The 18,615-nt window shown below is 64.6% G+C and carries 15 protein-coding genes; 7 read left to right on the top strand and 8 right to left on the bottom strand.

What is annotated here, in order from left to right; genetic code table 11:
* Positions 1–13: 13 nt before the first annotated feature.
* Entirely contained in the window at positions 14–2,791 is a 2,778-nt protein-coding gene (locus B9C43_RS04690) for a PQQ-dependent sugar dehydrogenase (protein WP_084425583.1), read from the bottom strand.
* Positions 2,792–3,186: 395 nt separating this feature from the next.
* Here B9C43_RS04690 and B9C43_RS04685 point away from each other — a divergent pair, with 395 nt between their 5' ends.
* Positions 3,187–4,437 (top strand): GGDEF domain-containing protein, encoded by a 1,251-nt coding sequence (locus B9C43_RS04685; protein WP_160096321.1) that lies wholly within the window; start codon positions 3,187–3,189, stop codon positions 4,435–4,437.
* On the opposite strand, the gene B9C43_RS04680 is transcribed toward B9C43_RS04685, so the two are convergent.
* From B9C43_RS04680 to B9C43_RS04665, 4 genes are all read right to left on the bottom strand, one after another.
* Complete coding sequence (locus B9C43_RS04680) at positions 4,379–4,906, bottom strand: methylated-DNA--[protein]-cysteine S-methyltransferase (RefSeq protein WP_084424810.1); 528 nt, start codon at positions 4,904–4,906, stop codon at positions 4,379–4,381. The genes B9C43_RS04685 and B9C43_RS04680 overlap by 59 nt on opposite strands.
* An 11-nt stretch (positions 4,907–4,917) precedes the next feature.
* Positions 4,918–5,271, bottom strand: a complete 354-nt coding sequence (locus B9C43_RS04675) for a VOC family protein (RefSeq protein WP_033391585.1) — start codon at positions 5,269–5,271, stop codon at positions 4,918–4,920.
* The gene (locus tag B9C43_RS04670; protein WP_143446116.1) at positions 5,268–6,068 is read right to left on the bottom strand and encodes a helix-turn-helix domain-containing protein; all 801 of its coding nucleotides are present in this window, start codon (positions 6,066–6,068) and stop codon (positions 5,268–5,270) included. The genes B9C43_RS04675 and B9C43_RS04670 overlap by 4 nt, the downstream gene beginning before the upstream one ends.
* 102 nt (positions 6,069–6,170) lie before the next feature.
* Positions 6,171–6,584: a peptidase inhibitor family I36 protein gene (locus B9C43_RS04665; RefSeq protein WP_160096319.1), complete on the bottom strand. Its 414-nt coding sequence runs from the start codon at positions 6,582–6,584 to the stop codon at positions 6,171–6,173.
* Between the two features lie 212 nt (positions 6,585–6,796).
* Between B9C43_RS04665 and B9C43_RS04660 the strand changes: the two genes are divergently transcribed.
* The 5 genes from B9C43_RS04660 to B9C43_RS04640 all read left to right on the top strand — a co-directional run bounded on the left by B9C43_RS04660 (position 6,797) and on the right by B9C43_RS04640 (position 15,224).
* Complete coding sequence (locus B9C43_RS04660; RefSeq protein WP_084424807.1) at positions 6,797–8,089, top strand: helix-turn-helix domain-containing protein; 1,293 nt, start codon at positions 6,797–6,799, stop codon at positions 8,087–8,089.
* A gap of 21 nt (positions 8,090–8,110) precedes the next feature.
* A complete protein-coding gene (locus tag B9C43_RS04655) occupies positions 8,111–9,076 on the top strand; it encodes an AAA family ATPase (protein WP_051897353.1) in 966 nt (321 codons plus the stop codon).
* A 6-nt stretch (positions 9,077–9,082) separates the two neighbouring features.
* The gene (locus B9C43_RS04650; RefSeq protein ID WP_084424806.1) at positions 9,083–10,207 is read left to right on the top strand and encodes a DUF58 domain-containing protein; all 1,125 of its coding nucleotides are present in this window, start codon (positions 9,083–9,085) and stop codon (positions 10,205–10,207) included.
* A gap of 257 nt (positions 10,208–10,464) precedes the next feature.
* Positions 10,465–12,312, top strand: a complete 1,848-nt coding sequence (locus tag B9C43_RS04645; RefSeq protein WP_143446115.1) for a transglutaminase TgpA family protein — start codon at positions 10,465–10,467, stop codon at positions 12,310–12,312.
* 68 nt (positions 12,313–12,380) lie between these two features.
* Entirely contained in the window at positions 12,381–15,224 is a 2,844-nt protein-coding gene (locus B9C43_RS04640) for a PKD domain-containing protein (protein WP_143446114.1), read from the top strand.
* Positions 15,225–15,254: 30 nt separating this feature from the next.
* On the opposite strand, the gene B9C43_RS04635 is transcribed toward B9C43_RS04640, so the two are convergent.
* Both B9C43_RS04635 and B9C43_RS55390 read right to left on the bottom strand, forming a co-directional pair.
* Complete coding sequence (locus tag B9C43_RS04635; protein WP_084424803.1) at positions 15,255–16,586, bottom strand: toll/interleukin-1 receptor domain-containing protein; 1,332 nt, start codon at positions 16,584–16,586, stop codon at positions 15,255–15,257.
* Between the two features lie 27 nt (positions 16,587–16,613).
* Positions 16,614–17,066: a DUF1707 SHOCT-like domain-containing protein gene (locus B9C43_RS55390; protein ID WP_143446113.1), complete on the bottom strand. Its 453-nt coding sequence runs from the start codon at positions 17,064–17,066 to the stop codon at positions 16,614–16,616.
* 49 nt (positions 17,067–17,115) lie between these two features.
* On the opposite strand from B9C43_RS55390, the gene B9C43_RS04630 reads away from it, so the two are divergent.
* The gene (locus tag B9C43_RS04630; RefSeq protein ID WP_160096317.1) at positions 17,116–18,117 is read left to right on the top strand and encodes an acyltransferase family protein; all 1,002 of its coding nucleotides are present in this window, start codon (positions 17,116–17,118) and stop codon (positions 18,115–18,117) included.
* A gap of 152 nt (positions 18,118–18,269) precedes the next feature.
* Here the strand turns inward: B9C43_RS04630 and B9C43_RS04625 are convergent, their stop codons facing one another.
* Positions 18,270–18,569 carry an iron-sulfur cluster biosynthesis family protein gene (locus tag B9C43_RS04625; RefSeq protein ID WP_033391576.1) on the bottom strand — a complete coding sequence of 100 codons (300 nt, stop codon included), beginning with the start codon at positions 18,567–18,569 and terminating at the stop codon, positions 18,270–18,272.
* Positions 18,570–18,615: the final 46 nt, after the last annotated feature.

The raw sequence follows: 18,615 nt of genomic DNA, 5'->3' as shown, positions 1-18,615 counted from the left end.
CCTGCGCAGAGTGCTACGCACCGTAAACCTCCATTTCCCACAAGGAGTAGCCCCACGCCGTGGCTCGGGCGGTTCCGAAAACTCGGACATATCTCGCGTTCGTGGCGGTGAAACTGACGTCGTCGACGCCACCGTCACTGGATGTGGTGGTGTACACCGGGTTCCAGTCGTTGGTGCCGGCCGTGGCCGACGTCTCGATGCGGTAGGCGCGGCCGAACGCCGCCTCCCAGTTCAGCCGGACCCGGGAGACCGATCGGGTCTGCCCGAGGTCGATGTAGATCCACTGCGGGTCGGCGAACTGCGATGACCACCGGGAGGTCGTGCTGCCGTCGGTGACGTTGCCCGGCCCGTAGGTCGCACTCTCCGAAGAGGACGCCGTGACCGGCCTGCCCGCGGACAGCAATCCCGGCTGCGGTGGCGCGGACCCGCCGAGCGTGAACTGGTCCACATCGAACAGCGCACCGGCACCACCGGTGAACACCAGGAACAACTTCGTCGTCCCGGCAGGCGCGTTCGACAGGTTCGCGGTCACGTTGACGAAGTTCTCCCAGCCACCGGTGTTCGACACGGTCGCCGTGCCGAGCAGGGGGCCGGTCTGCGAGCCCGCCCGTACCTGCAGCTGACCACCGGCGCCGCCGGAGGACACCCGCGCGGTGAAGTTCGGAATCCCCTGCAGGACATAGGGATCGAACGACACCCAGTCACCGTTCTCGATGTTGCCGATGGTCTTGCCACCGTTGGCGGCCGGCTTGTCGATGATGCCGACGCCCTGCATGGTCTTGAAGTGCTCGGCCTGCCGGGTGCGCGGCTGGGTCACAGCCTGGGTGTGCGTGGTGATCGGCGGCTGGCCGTTCGCCCCGTTGTCGGTGTACTCCGCGTCCCAGACCCCGAAGAGGTTCGCGGACGTGTCGTGTTCACCGTCCAACGGCGTCGCAATGCTTCCTGTACAACCGTTTTGCGAGGTGATCGCGTGGCCGTGGCTGTCGTGGCCCAGGATGTAGGTCATCTTGACGCGGCTGCAGTCGATGGTGCCGTCCTCGGGGTCAGTCACCCTGATCCGGAACGGAACAGTGTCGCCGAAGTTGAACACCTGGCCGTGCGCGGGCAGTTCGACTGTCACTGTCGGCGCGGTGTTGCCGACGTTGATGATCACGCTCGCGTTGGCGGTCAGGTTTTGGTTGTCCGTTACGGTGACTTGCGCCGTGTACGTCCCGTTCGCGGTGTAGGTGTGCGACGGGTTCGCAGCTGTTGAAGTACCGCCGTCACCGAAGGTCCAGCGGTAGGTCAACGGTCCACCGTCCGGATCGGACGACCCGGCCGACGAGAAGTTCACTGCCAGCGGTGCCGCACCGGATGTCCGGTTGGCGCTGGCCGCGGCGACCGGTGGCCGCTGGCCCGCTGGCCGGTACTCGATGCGGTAGACGGCCGAGTTCGCGTCACCCTGGAACCAGCCGGTGCCGTAGTCCAAAATGTACAGTGCGCCGTCCGGGCCGAACTGCGCGTCCATGATCTGCGTGCCGGACCACGGGAACGGCTGGATCGTGCCGCGGTCACCGTTGGACAGCACTTCGATGTCCTTGATCCAGCGGCGGCCGAACTCGGTGGCGAACACGTGTCCGTCCAACGACTGCGGGAACTTCACCGAGGACTGCAGGTTCGGGTCGAAGCGGTACACCGGCGCACCCATCGGTGACTCGGAGCCGCCACCGAACTCCGGCGGCGAACCGCTGTCACCGGCGTACTTGATCCACGCGGGCTTCGCCGCGGGCAGGTTCTTGATACCGGTGTTGTTACGGGAGTTGTTCACCGGCGCGCCGCAGTTGAACTTCGCGCCCACGGCACCGGTGTCGTAGTTGTACTGCGCGTACGTCTCGGTGGCGGTGTTGCTGCCGGTGCAGTACGGCCAGCCGTAGAAGCCGGGGCTGGTGACCCGGTTGAACTCGACCTGGCCGCTGGGGCCGCGGTTTGTTGTGCTTCCCGCGTCAGGACCGTAGTCACCGAGGTAGACGATGCCGGTCGCCTTGTCCACGTTCATCCGGAACGGGTTGCGGAAGCCCATGGCGTAGATCTCGGGCCGCGTGTTGGCCGTCCCCTGCGGGAACATGTTGCCGGCCGGGATCGAGTAGCTGCCGTCGGCATTGACCTTGATACGCAACAGTTTGCCGCGCAGGTCGTTGGAGTTCGCGGCGCTGCGCTGGGCGTCGACAGCCGGGTTGCGGCTCGGCCGGTCGTCCAGCGGGGCGTACCCGTCGACGAACGGGTTGGAGTCGTCGCCTGTGGTCAGGTACAGGTTTCCGGCCGCGTCGAAGTCGATGTCACCGCCGACGTGGCAGCACAGGCCGCGGCTGGTGGGCACTTCGAGAATGGTGCGCGCGCTGGCCATGTTGATGGTCAGGTCACTGTTGAGGGTGTAGCGCGCGAGCCGGTTGACGCCGTTGAACCGGGCGAAGTCCGCGGCCGTCCCGTTGAGCGGTGCGTCGCCCGCGGGGGTGGACAACGGTGGTGCGTAGAAGATGTAGATGAACCTGTTCGTGGCAAAGCCGGGGTCGGCGGCGATGCCCTGCATGCCCTCCTCGTCGTGGCTGTACACCGGGATGGTGCCGATGACTCTGGTGTTGCCGGCCGCGTCGGTGGCCCGGACCGTGCCATTTCTCGCGGTGTGCAGGACAGTTCGGTCGGGCAGCACCGTCATCGACATCGGTTCGCCCATCTCCGGCTCACCCTTGGCCAGCGTGATCTGCTGGTAGTCCGCAGGATTGACTGGCGGCGCGGCCTGGCCAGTGACGGCCATCGGCCCGACGGTAACGGTGGCAGCGACCAGTAAACCGGCTGCGAACAGCCGTTTTGGGCGCGCGAAAGTGACAGAGTAACCGGAAGTCACGGTTCTCCTTCCGAGATCGGCCCGTGCGGGCAGGGTTGGGCACGGGCGGATCCGGCCAGCGCTGGCGGCGGGGCGTGGTCCGGTATCCAACTGAGGGAGCGCTCTCCCGGGCCTGAGTGTGACGTGGCTATCTGCTCATGTCAACGACAGGTTTCCGTTGTACACACAGGACTTTAAATAGTTCACATACTAAACAAATAGCGCCGGCCCAGTCCGGTTGGTATCAGCCGGTAGGCGGAACTCCCTGTTCAGAGCGTGGCGATGTGGCTACGCTCGGCGGTCATCCACTTCTCGGGGGAGGAACAGTGGATACCTCACGCGATTCCAGGGGTGCTCGGCTGCTCAGCGCACCGAGCGGGGTCCTGCCGTACTACCTCACGCTCGAACTCGCCGCGGTCATGCTGCCGGTGATCTTGCCAGGCCGCGCCGTGACCGGTCAGGACTGGGTCTGGTTCGTGGCCCTGCTGGCCGCGGCGGTGACGCAAGCCGAGCTGTCGGTGCAGGTAGAACGCATGCGACGGTTCTTCAGCAACAACCCGCACGTGAACATGACGTCGGTCTGGCTCTTCGCTGGAGCGTTGCTGCTGCCGCTCAGCATCGCCTGTGCGCTGGCCGCGCTGACATACGCCCACCTGTGGCTGCGGATCTGGCGAGTGGTGCCGAGCGTCCGGCTCTATCGGGCCGTGTGTTCCGCGGCGACGGCCGCGCTGTCGGTCGTTGCCGCCCAAAGCGCGTTGTCCCTGCCGCTGGGTTCGGTCTCGATCGTGCTCAGCGGCGTGGCCTACATGCTCGTCAATCTGGTGCTGGTGGTGATCGGCTTCCGGCTGCACAACCCATCTCGGACAGTCGTCTCGCTGACCGGCTCGTTGGCTGACCACCTGCTCGAAACGACGACCTTGTGCCTCGGCGGGGTCACTGCCGTTCTGCTGATCGAGCACCCGGCCATGATCCTGCTGGTGCTGCTGCCTGTTGTGCTGCTGCCACGAGGCGATCTCAGCAGACAGCTGCATATGACCTCCGGGCACGACGCCAAGACCGGCGTGCTGACTGCGGGCGAATGGCAGCGCCGTGCGAGCGCCGAACTCGCGCAGGCGTCACAGCCGTACGGCGTGCTGATGATCGACGTGGACTTCTTCAAACGGATCAACGACACACACGGTCACCTCGCCGGGGATGCCGTGCTGCGCGCGGTCGCGTCCACCATCTCCGACGAGGTACGCAAGGGCGACCTCGTCGGCCGGTTCGGCGGCGAGGAGTTCGTTGTCCTGCTGCCGGCGACGTCCCAGGATCATTCGATGAGCGTCGCGGAACGCATCCGGCACGCCGTGACCCTCCTGGAAGTCACGCATTCCGGCACCGTCGTGCGGGGCATCTCCGTGTCGGTCGGTGTGGCCGTGCACAGCGACTCAGGCGCTTCGCTCGACGACGTGCTCGCCGTGGCCGATCAAGCGATGTACCGGGCGAAGAAGCAGGGCCGCAACAAGGTCTGCGCCGCGGTCAGAGCTCGAGGCGGCCGGGATCCCAGCCGAGGGTCGGTGGCAGCGCTCCCTCCATGATCAGCAACCACTGCTTGACCGCGAGGCCGTCTCGTCCCGTTCCGCCGCTGTAGCCACCGAGTCCGTCACTGGCGACGACCCGGTGGCAGGGAACGACAATCGGGACGGGATTCGAGCCCATGATCGAGCCGATTCCGCGCGCGGGCACGCGGTCTCCACTGCGGACAGCGAGTTCGCCGTACGTGACGGACTGACCGTAGTCCACAGTGGAGTACAACGTCTCCAGCACGTCCCGCTGCACACCCGAAGTCAGCCGCCAGTCGATCGGGATGTCGAACCGCTTGCGCTCACCGCGGAAGTACTCCGCCAGCATGTCCAGCACGGCCTTGGTCCGTACAGGGTCGTCGACGACGCGTAACGCGACCCGTGTCTCGGCCCAGCTCACGTCGACGAGGCCGACGTCGGTCACGGCCACGTGCAGCCGCCCCACTGGGGTCTCCAGCGAGCCGATGGCGACGTCAGCACTCATCCTGTCCTCTCTTATCCTCGTGGCACCAGGCAGAACACATGGCCCTCCGGGTCCTGCAACACCGTCCAGTCCTCGCCACCGGGCTGGAACTCGGGTTTGGTCGCACCGGCACCTTCCAGCTCCCGGACCGCCGCGGTCACATCGTCCACTTCGAAGTCGAGATGCACGTGCTTGCCCTGATCAGGCCAGCCGGCGGCGCGGTAGTCCGGCACGTACTGGAACGCCAGGCCGACCGGGCCGCCGGTGAGCGAGGCGAAGTCGTCCGTTCCGGAGGCGAGTTCCCAGCCGGTGACGGCCTGGTAGAACTTGGCCAGTGCCAACGGTTGGGCGCTGTCGATCACTACGGTTGTCAACGTGTGGGTCATGCCGACGAGTCTCGGCGTGGGTCCTGTCCTGGTCTTGAAGATTCTTGCAGCAGCGCGCGCAACGCCCCCGGTGTCCGCCCGACCTGGGCCTTGAGCACCCGCGACAGGTGCGCCTGATCGGCGAACCCCAGGTCGGCCGCGAGCCCGGCGAGGTCCCGCTCCCCCTCGGCGATCCGGTCGAGGGCCTTGGCCGCCCTGACCCGGTTGCGGTACTGCGTGACCGAAACCCCAAGCTCCCGTGGAAACGCCCGGCTCAACCGATACGGCGACACCCCGAGCTTCCCGGCCAGCGGTAACAGACCACCCGGATCCTCGGCCAGAACCGCCGCACGGGCAGCCGCCACCATCGTGCGCTCCCGCGACCCGTCCCCGACAGGCGACCTGCCAGCGATCACCAGCAGCCGGAGTAACTCGTCGACCACCGCGTAGTCGACATCCCCACTGTGAACGGCAGCCAACAGCCGCCGATGCGCCAAATCCACCCGCGCGTCGACGTACAGCGCAGGCCCATCCGAACCTCGCCACAGTTCTGGAGCCACAGCCACCGAGGTACACACATCCCCGCCCACCGGATGCGAGAACCGCTCCTCTGCCCCAGGAACGGTCACGTACCCGACGGTCCGGTCGACATCGACCTCACGCCCGTGCGACGAGAAGCGGAACCGGCCCCGCCAGGCCAGCACGAACCCGAAGCCCGCCCTCGGCTCCGGCGTCGACCACCCGGTGTGGTCATCCCGGCAGGTCACGACGTCGATCCCGAACCCGGGCCGTCGCGCCAGCACAGTCGTCGTCCGCATGGGTGCCACGCTAGACCGGGGGTACGACAATTTCGTCGTAGCCGCTGGTCAGCAGTTGTCCGGGGACAGGTTTCGGCCGTCCCCCTCGGACGGCCGAAACCTTCAGTCCGGGAGCGGGCCGTTCTTGGCGGCAGGCTCTGGCCGCATCGAGCTGATCAGATCGCCGAAGTCGTACTCCGGGCCGGGATCGCCTCGCCAGCCGGGCGCGATGACCAAACGCCGTCCACCGTATCCACCGTGCTCGTGGACAGACCATTCAACGTTCGTGCGATTCCACAGCAACGAGACCTGGTCGTTGAAAACGTAACCATCAATAGCCAGGGTCAGGTCAGGTTGGGCACGCCGAGTTTCCACCCATTCGCCCGTGCCGTCATTGGGCTGCCAAACACAGAACCAGCCGGCTCGGCAATCCGTGAATACCGCATTCGACACGTCTTCCACGGCGACAGCGGGAGTGGCGACCACGCTGGCCAGCACAAGTCCCGCGACCGCGCAGGTGCTTTTGAACCAACGCACGATGGTCAAAACCTTTCGTCGAGTTCCGTGCCGGACGACCGGCAAGGGGACAACCCATTTCCACGTCGTCACACTGGAGATCGCACGTGTAACTCGTGGTAATCTCCGTCTGCCGCGGTGGTTCCTGACCAGGATGGGTCGGCGTGGCGCCTGCCGGGGAGGGGTTTCCCGTCGACTGAGGCGGTGGGAAACGGGCAACATCTGGGGGTTGTATGGACGATCAAGCGAGACTGTTCGCGGAACAACTGCGGCGCATCCGGTTGGCCGCGGGAGTTTCGCTGTCGGAGCTGGCCAAGCGCGTCCACTACAGCAAGGGCTACCTCAGCAAGATCGAGACAGGGGTCAAGCCCGCGGGTGCTGACCTGGCTCGACGGTGCGATGCGGCGCTCGACGCCGGTGGTGAGCTCCGCTCGCTGGTCGAGCAGCGCACTCCGATGGCAGCGGACTCCGATGGCAAGCACGAGTCGTGGGACGCGGAGGTGTGGATGTTGAACCTGGAGTCCAGCGGTTCCAGCTGGTTCAACCCGGTGAAACGCCGCGACGCGCTCGCCTCCGGGGCGGCTTTGCTCGCCTTCGGCCTCACCGAGCGGCACGCGTCGGCCGCGGCCCAGCAGGAAACGACGATCGCCGGCTATCAGAAGATCTTCGAACAACATCGCCTGATCGGGCAGACGACAAGCCCCGCGTTGGTTCTGCCCGCGCTCATCGCGCAGACGCACACCCTTCGCGGGCTGGCAAAAGCCACGCGGTCGCCCATGCGCGAGCAATTCCTCCGCTTGGCATCCCGATACGCCGAGTACGTCGGCTGGATGACCCAGGAAGCGGGCAACGACCGGGCCGCGCTGTGGTGGACGCAGTCCGCTGTGGAAATGGCCAGCGCCGCGGGCGACCTCGACCTGGCGGCGCACAGCTTGGTCCGCAACGCCCTGATCGCGCTGTACCGGGATGATGCCACCCAAACCGTGGAGCTTTCGCGGCAGGCGCAGGCCGATCCGGCGACACCCGCCCGCATTCGTGGCCTCGCCGCACTGCGTGAAGCGCAAGGGCATGCCTTGGCAGGCAACGACAAACTCTGCCGTAATACATTGGACCGCGCGATCCGGCTGCTGGAGACCGTCGATTCGACGGACGGAATGGTCCTTGGCACGACTGCGGTGTCGGCCATCGGGCCGATGGTGACCGGTTGGTGCTTGTACGACCTCGGCCGTCCAGCCGAAGCCGCGGAAATCCTCGCCGAGGAAATCGCCCACCTTCCCGCCGTGTCCCGGCGTGCACACGCCCGCTTCGGCGCCAGGCTGGCGCTGTCCCATGCCGCGGCAGGCGACATCGACCGTGCTTGCACGCTGACACACCAGGTTCTCGACAGTGCTGAACTCGTCGACTCGGCCACCGTCCGGTTCGATCTGCGCCGGATCGGGCGCACGATCGCCCGGTGGCCGTCCCATTCGTCGGTCCGTGACCTGCAGCCGCGCCTGACCACCGCGCTGCACGCACCAGCATTCTGAGCAAGCAGTAGGGGGACCCGGGTGGCGGACGAGGCTATCTTCCAGCGGCAGTTCAACGAACTGTGCCGCAACATCGACGACTTCATCCGGGGCAAGCCCGAAGTCGTCCGCCTCGCGGTGGTGTGCCTGCTGGCGCAGGGCCATCTGCTGATCGAGGACGTGCCCGGCGTGGCGAAGACATCGCTGGCCAAAGCAATCGCTCGTTCGATCGCGGCCACGACGGTGAAGCGCATCCAGTTCACCCCCGACCTGTTGCCTTCGGACGTCACGGGTGTCCAGGTCTACGACCAAGCAAGCGGCCGTTTCGAGTTCCGCCAGGGACCGGTGTTCACCAACATCCTGGTGGCGGACGAGATCAACCGTGCGTCCCCGAAGACCCAGTCGGCGCTGCTCGAGGTGATGGCCGAGCGCCAGGTCACTGTGGACGGACGCGCCCGTCCCGTGCCTGAGCCCTTCCTGTGCATCGCCACGCAGAACCCCGTCGAACACCACGGGACCTTCTCCTTGCCGGAGGCCCAGCTCGACCGGTTCATGATGCGGATCTCCATCGGGTACCCGGAGAACCTGGACGACGAAGTAACGATCATCGCGGACGGCGTGGCCCGGCGGATGCCCGAGGAACTCAAGTCGGTCATGGAACTGGACGACCTGCGCCTGATGATCAACGCCGTCCAGGATCTGCACCTGTCCGACGAACTGCAGCGCTACATCGCGACGATCACCCGGGCGACCCGCAATCACCCGGACGTCAAGCTCGGCGTGAGTCCCCGTGGCAGCATCGCACTCGCCGCCGCTGCCCAGGCGTACGCGATCTCAATGGGACGGCCGTTCGCGACAGCGGACGACGTGAAAACCGTTGCGGTGCCGGTGCTGAACCACCGCCTCCTGCTGACCCCGGAAGCCAAGATCCAGAACCAGACGGGCGAAGCGATCGTCGAGGACATCCTGGCGAGTGCGCCAGTCCCGCGTGCGTCGAGACGGAGGTGAATCGCCGTGTTCACACGAACCGGCGTGGCGGTGGCCGTCTCCGCGGTGGTTCTGGTGACCGCCGGAGCGGTGGCGAACTACCCCGAACTGGTCATGGTCGGACTGGCCGGTGCCATAGCCCTGTTGGTAGCCGCGACGTGGATGCTCTGGCGGCCGCAGATCACAGCGGTTCGCGAGATCCGCCCACAGCGGGTGACCGAGGGAAGCCCCGCCAGAGCTGTCCTGACCTTGACGAACACAGGGCCACGCCGTAGCCCTCCCCTTGTCGTCACCGAAACGATCGCGGATCGAAGCACAAGCGTCCCACTGCGAAGCCTGGCGGCCGGAACCAGCTACGAGACAACGTATCCGCTGCCGACCACCCGACGCGGCCGCTATCTCATCTCCGGACTCACGATTGGACACTCGGATCCGCTGCGGCTTCTGCACATCGGCCGCAGGACCGGCAGCGAGTCCGTCCTTTATGTACATCCGCAGGTGCACGATGTCGCGCCGGTTCCGATCGGTGGCCCGCGCGACGCTGAGGGGTCCACTTCGGCCCGTTCACCGTTGGGCGGTATGGCCTTTCACAGCCTGCGCGACTACTCCCCCGGCGACGACTGGCGGCTGATCGACTGGAAGTCCACGGCCCGGACCGGAACTCTGGTCGTACGACACAACGTTGTTCCCGACGAGCCTCGCCATCTGATAGTCCTCGACACCAGGGCACACGACGGCTTCGAAGACGCCGTCCGGGTGGCAGCCTCATTGTGTGTGGCCGCGAGCAGATCAGGCTTCCCGATCGATCTGCGGGTGACCCGCACTGCGACCGAGTCGGCCCACACCGAGCTTCAAGCGCTGGACGTACTGGCGAGCGTGGAGTGCTCGGCAGGCGACCGTGGACTGTCGACGCTGCCGGAGATCATCCACGACGCGTTGGCAGCCAACGAAGGATGCGCACTCGCAGTGATCACCGGACGGGCGACCCTCGACGACCTCGACCTGCTTTCGGCCGTGCGGCCGCATTTCCTGACGGTCAGCCTCATCCAGATCGGACAGTCACCGACTCCGGCGCCGCCCGGTGTCATCGCCGTGGACGCGACGTCCAGTGAGAGGTTCGCGGCGGCCTGGAACCAGTTGGTACCACAGTGAACCGCCAAGCAGTCGCTGAAGCTGTCGCATGCGGAGTGGCCACTTTGGGCGCCAGCCTCATCTACGGGGCGTTCTTCGCTTCTGCGGGCTATCTGCTGCCGTTATGCATAGCGTCATTCGGCGGTGCTTTGATTGCCGCGATCCAACGTTGGTCGCTGGCCAGGAGCGCACTCATCGCGTGCGGCGGTTTCATCGTCCTCGCCATCTACGGAGTCTTTGCCGACACAGTCGAGTATGGGGCGCCGAGCAACGCAACAATGACAGAGCTGTTCTGGGGCGTGGTCGGCGGATGGGCTCGAATGCTCACAGTCGGCTTGCCAGTCGACGTACGCGGCGACTTGCTCATCACCCCGGTACTGATCGCGTGGATCGCCGGCTTCACCGGAACAACGTTGGCCACACGCACCCGCTCCGCGCTCGCGCCCATCGGACCACCGCTGGCGGCCTTCGCGATCGCGCTGCTGTTCGTCGGCGACCGGCCAGGCACTCACGTCATCGCCACCACAGTGTTCCTCGCAGGCGCGTTGTCCCTGGTGTTGCTGCGTGCCAACCAAAGCGCCCTCCGATACGGTGTTCCGGTTGTCGTCATCGTTGCTGCTCTGGGCATCGGCGTAGGCCTCATAACGCCACTCAGCCGGGGAGATGACCGATTCGATCCCCGGGACCTGCACAAGGCGCCGTTGTGGATCGCCGACACCCTGACGCCCCTGGCCGAAATCAAGAGCCAGCTCCGCGAACAACCGCCACGCCAACTGTTCACTGTCCGCACGGACCCAGCAGTTGACCGGATCCGAACCGCCACTCTCAACGACTACGACGGTACATTGTGGACATCGGCGGACCAGTTCGTTGTCGCAGGCCGTCAACTTTCTGACGTCGACGGCCCGGCCGTCACAGCAGACATCGAGATAGACACCCTCAAAGGTCCGTTCCTGCCGGTGGTCGGCGAGCCGACGAGACTCGACCTGACAGTCGACGACATCACCAAGATCGGCTACAGCGAAGCCTCCGGTGTCCTCGCCACAACCGAAACCAATCCCAAAGGCCTGCGTTACACCATCGTCGGCAACGTAAACCCACGCGATGACCAACGCCTCCACGCCGCAATACCCAGCGCGACCGTCCCATTGCCCAACGGCCCGCCGCCACAACTCCGCGCGCTGGCCCAACAACTCACCCTCGGCGCCCAAACGCCCTATGCGAAGCTCCTGGCAATCGAGACTTATCTGCGGCGCTTGCCGTACAACATCGATGCCCCACCTGGCCACTCGTACGGCGCTTTGACCCGCGTGTTGACCGCCACTGACCCAGCTGACGCCGCAAGCCATGCCGAGCAACACGCCGCCGCATTCGCCGTGCTCGCTCGTGCATTGGGGTTCCACACCCGAGTCGCAGTGGGATATCGGTTGCCAGCCAACGGCTCCGTGACGACCAGCGATGCCCACGCTTGGGCCGAGGTGGCGTTCGACGGGGTCGGCTGGGTCCCGTTCGAACCCACCGACGTCAAGAGCAAACCGAGCGAACCCCGTACTCAATCGGACAGCCCGGTCTCCGGACCACCGCCCCCGAACCCGCCGCTCGCAGCCCCACCCGCCGAGGGCCCCACCCCGGATCCCTCAGGAGAGCCAGGTTCCGGCTGGGGTGACGTCCTCCGCACGACAGCGGTCGTGGCGATCAGCTTCGTTTCGTTCTTGATTCTCCTGACCGGCTTGATCCTCGCGGAGAAAGCGCGTCGCCGCTGGCGCAGGCGCAAGGCGCCCGATCATGCGGCCCGGGTGCTGGGCGCATGGGATGAGGCAACAGACCGCCTTGTCGAACGCGGAGCGACATTCGCCGTATCAACGACGTTCGCGGAAGCAGCCGAACGTGTTGTGGGATTGGCACCGCTGGCGCCACTGGCAACCGCAGCCGTCTTCGCGCCAGACCACGTGACCAACGACGACGCGCGCCATGCCTGGCAACTGGAAAAGCAACTGCGCCGCGAACTCAGCCCGCGCCCTTCGCCGCGCTCGTTGCGAGCCTGGCTCAGCCCACGGCCGTTGCTGGTCAGCTGGCGCCACGCCCGCACAACCCGAAGGAACTTGCGAGAACTGGGGGTGTCTTGATAATCCGACGCAAACGCTTCTGGGCCTTGTGTTTAGCGGCGGCCACGTGCCTCACGAGTGTTGTCGTGGTGGGAGCGGACAAGGCCCATCAGGCTCCACGGGTGCGCCTACATGGCGGGGCAGCGTGGCTGGCTTCCAGCAAAGTCGGCCAACTGACCTTGCTGGACGGCTCTTCGGCAGAGGTCGCGGCGAAGGTCTCGGTCGCACCGCCCGGCACACCCATTCGTTCTTCGCAGCTGGGGCCAACCGGCTATGCCCTCAACCTCTTGGACAACTCAGTCGTCCGGGTGGACGGCGCGACGCTGGAACCATCCCAGCCGTCGAAGCCCCTGGGATCTTCGCTGTTCCCAACGCCCCAGACCCTGCACCTCCTCAACTCAGAGCGCGGACTCCTCACCCCGATCGACCCAGGCACGTTGACGCCCCGCGGCGCGCCTCATTCCCTCGCTGCCAAGGTCACTCCCGACGGGGCCATCGTCGACGGCGGCGGCCGCTTGTGGCTCCTCGATCAGCGCACCGGCGACCTGTCATGGTTCGCCGCCGACTCCCGGGGTTCACGAGACCACGCCGGTACAGCGGAACGAACCCGTATCGCTGTTGCGTCCGGCCATCCGGCACTGCTCGACCTGGACCGACGCCAGGTTTCTCTCCTCGACCCCGAGACCGGCTCGATCCTGTCGTCGGTCCGCGCGGACGTGCGACCAGACGACACGGTATCGGTGACCGGTTCGCCAACCGAGCGCAGAATCCTGATCTCCATCGCCTCCCGCGGCTTGCTCATGGTCTGCGCGTTCGACTCGGCATGTCATGAGCCCGTCCCGTTGGGGGCGGGCAAGGCAGATCTCGGTGCTGCGGTGGAGGTCGACAACCACGCGATCGTGCCGGACTACTCGACTGGACGAGTGTGGATCGTCAATCTCACCACGATGCGCGTGGTCGTCGAACGCCAGCTGTTCGACCGTCCAGTGCGCTTCGAGCTACTGTCGCACGACGGCATCGTGTTCTACAACGATCCCGACAGCGACCAGGCGGGCGTTCTCGACCTCGACGGCAATGTCCGTGCCGTCTCGAAGTACAACCCAACCAAGCCAGACACTGGTCCTGTCGAGGTAGCCGCGAACACTCCAAGCGCTCCGCGGCAGTCGTCACCACCAACCAACCGACCGCGATCCGGCCCGACCGGCAACGTGCCACCAGTAAGCGGACCAGGCAGGTTCGAGCCCAACCCGCCTGCACCAGTTGGCGCGCCCATCGCAGACATCGTCATCAAACCGCGCAACCGTGGGCTCGTCGGCGATGAGTTCGAGCTCAGCGTCGTATCGCGCAGCCCTATCGGCATCGCCACCGCACGATGGACCTTCGGCGACGGCACTGAGTCGACAGGACTCGTCGTACGTCACCGCTGGCAAAGGCCAGGACAGTTCCAGGTCAACGTGGCGCCGACCCTCACCAGCGGACTGGCCGCACCGACCGCCACTGCCACAGTGATCATCGAGCCTGCGGGCACGCCACCGCGCATCGATTCGATCAGCGTCGATCCGGAAACACCACGCGTCGGTGAAGCCGTGCGGTTCACCGCTGGGGTCAGCGGGCGCTGGCCCGATCGCTGGGAATGGACCATCCAAGGCGACCAAGGCACCGAAACCGTGTCGTCGCTCCCCGAGTTTTCGCACACCTTCGCAGCACCGGGCACCTACACCGTGACTCTGGCTGTGCTGGCTGGCGGAGTCCAGGTTCAGCGATCTCGACAGCTCACTGTCGCGCCCGAACCACCGCCAGTGCGATGCGGTGACGTCCTGACTGCCAGCGCCGTCCTCAAGAACGACCTCGTCTGTCCCAATGACATCGCGCTAACCATCGCCGCCGACAACGTCACTCTTGACCTTCGCGGGCACACGCTTAGCACTGACACCCCTAGCGAAACCAGTACCGGAATCAAGGTGGCCGGCTCTCGGACGATCCAGAACACCACCATCAAGAACGGCACGCTGACCCGGTTCAGAACCGGTGTCGGCTTGACCGACGTGTCCGGGGTCAAGCTCTCGGCCATGACCGTGGCATCGTCAGCCGACGCCAACAACTTCGAACAACTCGCGGGGGACATCTACGGGGTCAACGCACTCGACGTTCAGGTTTCGCACACCAATCTCACTGGCAACGCTCCTTTCATGTTCCACGAGAACTCTGACATCAGAATCGCAAACTCCACTCTTTCGAACAATGCAAAACAGAGAGCGGAACGAGGCAAAGCATTATGCACCAGCCACAGCAGGTGCACACTAGCAGAAAGCGTTCTAAAACTTTCTGACATATCATGCGCCGACGAGGTGGACCAGAGCTACCTGTCAATCGAGGGCAGTGACGTCGATTCGACCGAAATCGGCTATAGATGCCACTCCGTTACGTTGAAGAACAACCGCATTCTTCCTTTTACAAACCACGCCGCACAACACATAACAATGACCGAGAACACTGCATTCACAACACCCGAAAGTCGAGAACCCGGACCGACGATCATTTCTATAAGCTACGCCAGCGTGGACATTGCACGCAATGAGTTCTCCAATATGCATTATGGCCTGGCCGTATGGCGCACAAGTGGACGGATAACGGGAAATACATTTACAACAAACAGCCTTCTCGGGCTGCAAATTGAGAGTGGAGTGCAATACGAAGTCTCGCACAATTTGTTCACAAACAATGGATATTCCGAAAAGGACCCCACGTCCACCGTGATACGTGGTGGACTCTTCGTCAATGGACCAGTCAACTCCGGGATCGAGGTTTCAAATAATCGCTCTCAAGATAATTATGGTTACGGAATGAGCGCGATCGACAGTTCGGACGGGGGCGGAAACACCTCATCCAGAGATCAACTGGGTTGCGCAGGCATAGAATGCAAGAAGGAATAAGTTCTCCCGACCCCGACCATTCGCCCACCATCACCGGGAGTATCTGCCCTGGACAGTCGTGTCCAGTTGCCGTCGCGCGGCGATCACATTATTGACGACACCGCTGAACGCACCAGAAGCCAGTAGAGCCGAGTCGGCACTGAGCAGCTTCTTCACACGTTCGTGGACGGCTATCCGGTTTTCTGCACAATGGAACGCGAATTCTCCCAACGACGTGAACGCGGTGTCGTGCAGCTCCAACAAACTTCGCAGGTACTCGAACTCCTCGAATGCCGCCTGGTAATCGCGGTCATCCGAGATGTCCTCGAAGGCAGTCCTCAGGCACAGTCGAAGGTGCCTGCTCAGGACGTAACGATGAGGCAGGCCCCGCGCGCTGGGAAAAGATTCCGCCAGCCGGGGATCGACGACATGGCGCAACGCCAAGGCACGCAGCACCGTGTCGCCGGAGGCTTGCACCTTGACATCGGTAAGCGCTCGGTAGACGACTTCACTGCGGCCGGAAGCCATCGCGGCTACGCCGATCGCATAGAGCAGAAGGAGTGCTGGATAAGCCGATGCGGCAACCCACGGTTCATTGAAGCGGGTCGAGCGCTTGGTGGGCCGGTTCAGCACACGGGTCAATGCGTGGAACCACAACTCGTCATCACCAAAGGCAACGCCGGCGGCCACAAGTTTGAGCAGCGGCATCATGTCGTCCGCGTACGACACCAGCCGTTCCTCAAGCACTGCCGGGATATCCTCCTCCGGCAGGTCGGGCATGGACACCGGGTAACGGGAATCGGTGAGGGCATCCAGTGCCTTCGTCGTGGCCGCGTCAAAAGCCTCACGTACAGAAGCCAACTGGCCCGGATCTGCGAGAGCCTTCTTCAACCACGGAACGACATCTGCCGAAGGGACAGTGCCATCAAGAATGGTGCCGACCTCTTCGAGGAGGCGAGCGACGTCTCGGTCGTCATTGCGGTGGTGCAATCGCAAGTACTGACACCGGGCCAATGAGGCTAGGTCATCCGGCAGGTCACGTTCACTGATGACCTCTGTGCTGTCCAGGAACACCGGGATCACACGCAGACCGCAGCTGAATGCTTCGATTATCTCCCGGCGGACCCAGTCTTCTGGGTTGTCCAGGCGGCGCGCACCTTGGCGGTCGGTCTTATGCAGCCATTGGGGGCCGATTACGACCAGCAAAATGGCGCACTGGCGCAGTCCTTGGAGTATTCGGGTTGTGAAGTCTTCTCCTACCTGGATCGACTTGCTGGCGTAGAAGACCTTCTCCTGCCCGAACTTCACGGCCAGTTCACGGGCTATCAGTGCCGCTGCCCAGTCCCCGTCTCCGGTGCGGTAGTTGACGAAGACGCCACCCATGTACGTTGACTGTACAGCCCCCGGCGTTTACTCCGAGGCGCGCTTCTTCGCTGCGTCGCTGGCGCTGCCCGCTATCACGAGCACCGCCCCGACTGGGATGAAGAGCCACCACATGCCCAGGAAGATCGTCAGCAGGATGGCGGCGGGGATACCGATGATGAACGCCACGCCCGCGATCGCGTCCAGCGCCGCGGTGGTCGGCGTTTCCAGCTCCTTCTTCGTTGACCTGCTCACCAGCTGGCCCGTCTTCTTGACGATGTCGACCGGGCGGGTCGCTGAACTCAGGTCAGGGTGCGGTGCGGGCAGGTCTTCGAACAGGGCCTCCAGGTCCGCTCTCGTTCTGGCCGCTGCCGCTTGCCCGCAGCGTTCCTCGTACTCCGACAGGTCCAGTCGGCCGGTCGTCATGTGCGTGCCGAGTTTCGCGACGGCTTCATCTCGCTCCGCGTCGCTGATCCGGATGGTGCTGTCGCCCTTCCCCATGGCCGCATTCTATGAGCGGGGTGCCCGACGGCTGAGTCACAATCTGGGCATGAGGGACCCTGCGGTCGATCTGATCCGCGCTGTCGCTGTAGTCGGGGTCATCGCGGGTCACTGGTTGGTGACCGCACTCGTCGCCGGCCCGGACGGCTTCACTGTGCAGAGTCCGTTGCGGTGGATGCCGGAGCTGGCGCCGGTGAGCTGGCTGCTGCAGACGTTGGGGCTTTTCTTCTTCGCCGGTGGGTTCGCCGCCGCGCGTTCCAAAACAGCCTTATGGCTCAAGGTCCGCAGGCTCGCGATCCCCGTCGCCGTCGTTGTCGGCGTGTGGGGTTTGATCATCATTGTCAGCGGAATGCCCGACGAGACCAGCAGGACCGTCATCCACCTGGTTGTCAGTCCACTGTGGTTTCTCGGTGTCTACGTCATCCTGCAAGGACTCACACCGGTCTTCCGATGGTTGGACGAACGACTCGGCGCATGGGCGATCCTCATCCCGACAATGCTTACGATCATTGGGGAATTCACCCTCACTGAGATCAATGTGCTCGCTGTGTGGTGGGCGCCTTGGCAAGCGGGCGTTGTGATGGCGCGCGTCGGCCTTCAGCGCGCATGGGGATTGCCTTTGCTGGCAACGGGTGCCGTTGCCTACTTCGTGCTTGTGACGTACGCGGGATACCCCGTCAGTGCGGTGGGCGGGACGGGTGAGGCACGTTCCAACCTCGCACCGCCCTCCCCTGCGGCATTGGCGTTGGCCGCTGCTCAGATCGGACTGGTGCTGCTGCTGGCGAGGCCGATACGGTGGCGAATAACCAACTGGTTGAACCGGCACGCGTTGGCACTGTTCTTGCTACATCAAAGTGCTTTGCTGACGGTCACTTTGCTGCTCGGCGCTTTCGGTGTCCTGCCTGGTCTGCACACTTTGCCGGATCATCCCATGTGGGTACTGGCCAGAGCGGTTTGGCTGCCAGCGTTCATCATCGCGCTGGTCGGGTGGGCATTCGCACTCCGCGCTGTCCCTTTTGGACAGACAAGGTCCGCGCAGCGCAACCACTAGGGGTTCTTCGCCATACCTAGGTCATATTCGTCATGGCCGCGCCGACAGCTGGGTCATACCTTGATCTACAGCCGGTGCAAACGTGTGCGATGAGGGGCACCAGAGTGGCCGGGCTGAAGGCGACCGCCACGCCCGCCTTCAGCCCGACCTTTTTATACGCCTTGGGGCGCAAGGGCGAAGGCGACCTCGCCATCCGTGTTGCGTTGTATGTCGAGCACCTTGTCGTCAAGGAACTCGGCCGCGCCACGTTCGAGGTACACATTCGCGCCGTTGTCGGCGGTGACGACCTGGTCGCCCTGCTCCGGCTGCTTGGTCACGGCAAGCGCCAGCTGGGCACCGGCGTCATCACTGGACTGCAAACTGAACCGGAGCCCGCCCTCGGTTTGCTGCTGACCGTTCTGGCTGGTCAACGCCTCGATTGCCTGGGCAGCGGCGTCCGTAACTGCGAGCATATCCGCTCCTTCTGGGGTTGGTTCTCTCGCGTGTCCAACCTATGGG

This window comes from Kibdelosporangium aridum (genome assembly GCF_900176515.1).
GTDB lineage: Bacteria > Actinomycetota > Actinomycetes > Mycobacteriales > Pseudonocardiaceae > Kibdelosporangium > Kibdelosporangium aridum.
This window is presented reverse-complemented; position numbering and strand designations above follow the sequence as displayed.